The 3,934-nt window shown below is 64.5% G+C and carries 3 protein-coding genes; 1 reads left to right on the top strand and 2 read right to left on the bottom strand.

The window, feature by feature from the left end:
- Positions 1-1,361: S10 family peptidase (locus ACOJSJ_RS14180; RefSeq protein ID WP_420145623.1), on the bottom strand; the 1,361-nt coding region annotated here is incomplete at its 3' end.
- Positions 1,362-1,601: 240 nt separating this feature from the next.
- Positions 1,602-2,837: an aminotransferase class V-fold PLP-dependent enzyme gene (locus tag ACOJSJ_RS14175; RefSeq protein ID WP_420145622.1), complete on the bottom strand. Its 1,236-nt coding sequence runs from the start codon at positions 2,835-2,837 to the stop codon at positions 1,602-1,604.
- Between the two features lie 167 nt (positions 2,838-3,004).
- On the opposite strand from ACOJSJ_RS14175, the gene ACOJSJ_RS14170 reads away from it, so the two are divergent.
- Positions 3,005-3,934, top strand: a 930-nt coding sequence (locus ACOJSJ_RS14170) for a GTP-binding protein (protein WP_420145621.1), incomplete at its 3' end; no start/stop codon positions are given.

The following is a 3,934-nucleotide window of genomic DNA, read 5'->3' as shown; positions in this document are numbered from 1 at the left end:
CCGTTCAGCGACAGCACGCGCAGATGCGGGTTGGTGCGCATCGCGGCGGAAAGGTCGGCGGTCACGTCGGCGACATTCTGACGCCCGCCTTCGGGCGGCACATGGCTCCAGTCCCATTTGAAGTCGCCGCCTTCACGCGCGCTCAGGCGATAGCTGAGGTCGGTCTTATAGCCGATCCTGTTGGTCACCTGATCAAGGAAGCTGCCGACATAGAGGCCGGTGATGCCGGTGCTGGACGCATCATATTCCGGGTCTTCGCCTGCCGCGTCGGCATCGATGCCCTTGTACCGGCTGTCGAAGCGGCCGATCGTGGCATGATCTTCGCGCAGCAGTTCCTTGCGAAAGCGAGACAGGCTGACGCGAAGATTGGCGCGTTTCAGATAATCGACCGACAAGCCGGTGAAGCGGCTCATCTGCTGCGCGATCTGGTCGGTTTCCTGCGGGCTGATGTCCGAACCTTTCAGCAGCGCGGTGGCGTAGGGACCGTTGGCGAAGACGCGCGCTTCCTCGACAAAGGCTTCCAGGCTTTCCGGGCGGCCGCCGGGCACGCGGTTATGATACCAGGCGGTGGCGGCATAGCTGGGGATATAGCCGACATGGATCGCGTCGAAGCCGGACTGGCGCACGCCATAATTCATGATCGACGACAGCAGCACCACGCCGTTCAGCGCCAGCCCGCGATCCTCCAGCTGATAGGCGAGCGCGCCCGACCGGGTCGTGCCATAGCTTTCGCCGAAAATATATTTGGGGGATGCCCAGCGGCCATTCTTGGTCGTGTAGCGGATGATCGCCTTGGCAAAGGCGTCCACATCGCCATCGACGCTGTAGAAATCGGACGGTTTGGCGTCGCCCAGGATGCGCGAATAGCCTGATCCGATCGTGTCGAGGAACACCATGTCGGTGCTGCCGATCAGGCTGTCATTATTGGGGCCGACGTCGAAGGGGGCGGGCTTCACCGCTTCGGGATTGTCGGTGCGCACATGTTCGGGCGCGAAGCTGCCCATGCGCAGCCACAGCGACGACGAACCGGGGCCGCCATTGTAGAAGAAGGTGACCGGGCGGTTCTTACCCGCCGCCGTATAGGCGGTGTAGAACATGCTGGCGACCGGCTTTCCCTTTTCATCGCGGATGGTGAGCGTGCCGGCGGTCTGGGTATAGGGGATCGCCTTGCCGTCGACGCGGGCCGTGCCCTTGCTGCTTTGCGTCACTTCCTCGACCGGGGCGCTGGCCCAGTTGGCGGCGATCTGTTCGGCGACCTTGTCGCCATGCTGCTTCGCGGCATCGGGCGCGTCCTTCTGCGCGAGGGCAGGGGCGGAAAGGGCGATGAGGGACGCGAGGGCGAAGGTGGCGGCAGACCGCATGGAGGCTCCTTGCAGGGATATGGTATATTATGTGCGACGGGCCGCACCATAGAAAGGTCGGCCCGCAGGGCAAGGAGATATTGCGCTTTTGTAAAGCAGGGGTTTCCGTCACCCCGCTCGCGGGAGGGGCAGCGAGACTTGCGCGCGCAGCGCGCTAGTCGCAGCGGGGTGGGCTTTCGCACCGTCCAGCCCACCCCCTAACCTCCTCCCTTAAACGGGAGGGGGAACGGCCTTTATCTTCTACCCCATCCGCAGCGCTTCGATCACCGCCGCGACATCGTCGTCGCTATTATAGACATGCGGCGAAAAGCGGATCGCAGGTACGCCGCCAATCTTCGACGCGGCGGTGGCGATTTTCGCTTGCCACAGTTTCGCGCGCAGCGCCGCGACGTCGCGGCCGGGGAAGGCGACGGTGATGACCGGGCCGGTGACCGCTTCCACCCCGCTGCCAAAGGGTTTCGCGCCGGGCACGGCGGACAGCGCCTGCCGCATCGACGCCGCGCGCTGCCGCGCGGCCTGTTCGATCGCCGCCTGACCCACGCCGTCCAGTACGTCCAGCGTCGCGGCAAAGGCCATCAGGCGCGGATCGTCGCGCTGACCCAAAATCTCATATTTCTGCGCGGTGCTGAGGTTCGCTTCGTCGGTCAGCCAGTAACCATGGCTCATCATGATCGGCTGGAGTTCCGCCTGCCGTTCGCGCCGGACATAGAGCATGCCGCCCTCCAGCGGTCCCATCAGCCATTTATGCGTGCTGCCCGAATAGCTGTCCACGCCCAGCGCGGCGAGGTCCAGCCCCAGCCAGCCGAAGGTCTGCGCGCCGTCGGCATGGAACCAGATATTCTTCGACCGGGCCAGCTGCGCGATCTGCGCCACCGGATAGAGGATGCCGCTGATATTGCTCATATGCGACAGGAAGATCGCCTTTGTGTTCGGCGTCACGGCGGCGGCGATGCCGTCGAACAGTAACTGCGCGGACTTCGCCCCCACCGGGACCGGCACGACATGCAGGTCCAGCCCTTCGCGCTGCGCCCGCAATTTCCAGCTGTCCCATGTCGAGGGGTGGTTGTGATCGGTCAGGATGATCCGGTCGCCGGCCTTGAGCGCGAGGCCGCGCACGGCGACCGTATTGGCTTCGCTGCTGTTGCGGACCAGCGCGATTTCCTGCGCCGTGACATGCAGGCGCTTTGCCAGCCGCTCGCGCAGCGCATCGGCAGCTTTGGGATAGAGGGCGCGGCGTTCGACCGACGGGTCCGCCTGAAAGGCGCGGGTTTCGCGTTCGTGGATGTCGACCACGCTGCGGAAGGTCGGGGCGATGTTCGCCGCGTTGAAATAGCGGATCGCGGGATCGAGGATCATCGCGTCGCGCAGCGCAGGCTTGCCCGCCGCGCTCAGCATGTCGGGGGTCAGCGCCAGAGGGGCGGCGATGGCGGCGGCCTGCATCAGGGTACGGCGGCTGATCAGCGGGCTGTCGGTCATGGGCGTCTCCTTCGTGGCGCATCCTTGTGTCGCAGCGGGTTTGACGGATCGGGCGGGGCGATCCGCCACCTGCCCTTGCCGCAACGCATCATTTCCTGTAGGGGCGCGCCCGATAGTCCTGGACAGGCGTGGTGCCCGCCGGGAAACCCGATCCCAAAGGCAGATTCATGTCCCTGCGTAACATCGCCATCATCGCGCACGTCGACCATGGCAAGACCACCCTCGTCGACCAGCTTTTCCGTCAGTCCGGCACGTTCCGCGAAAACCAGCGCGTCGAAGAACGCGCCATGGATTCGAACGATCTGGAAAAGGAACGCGGCATCACCATTCTGGCGAAGCCCACCTCGGTCGAATGGAACGGCACGCGCATCAATATCGTCGACACGCCCGGCCACGCCGACTTCGGCGGTGAAGTGGAGCGCATCCTGTCGATGGTCGACGGCGTGATCCTGCTGGTCGATTCGTCGGAAGGCGCAATGCCGCAGACCAAGTTCGTGACCGGCAAGGCTCTTGCTCTCGGTTTGAAACCCATCGTCGTCGTCAACAAGGTCGACCGTCCCGACGAACGCATTCAGGAAGTGCTGGACGAGGTGTTCGACCTGTTCGTGACGCTGGACGCCACCGACGAACAGCTCGACTTCCCCGTCCTCTACGCGTCGGGCCGTAACGGTTACGCCAGCGAAGATTCGCAGCGCCGCGAAGGCACGCTGGAACCGCTGTTCCAGAAGATCGTGGACCATGTGCCGCCGCCATCGCTGGATCAGGACGCGCCGTTCAGCTTCCTCGTCACGCTGCTCGACCGCGACAATTTCCTTGGCCGTATCCTGACCGGCCGCGTCCAGTCGGGCGTGGTGAAGGTCAACCAGCCGATCCACGCGCTGGACGCCGAAGGCAATGTGATCGAAACCGGCCGTGCGTCGAAGATCATGTCGTTCCAGGGTCTGGACCGCGTGCCTGTGGACGAGGCCAAGGCTGGCGACATCATCTCGCTCGCCGGTCTGACCGTCGCGACCGTTTCCAACACCATCGCCGACCCGCAGGTCAACACGCCGATCAAGGCGCAGCCGATCGATCCGCCGACCCTGTCGATGCGCTTT

It is taken from the genome of Sphingobium sp., from assembly GCF_048594625.1.
Lineage (GTDB): Bacteria > Pseudomonadota > Alphaproteobacteria > Sphingomonadales > Sphingomonadaceae > Sphingobium.
The sequence above is the reverse complement of the archived record's forward strand: the minus strand, read 5'-3'. Positions and strand labels throughout refer to the sequence as shown.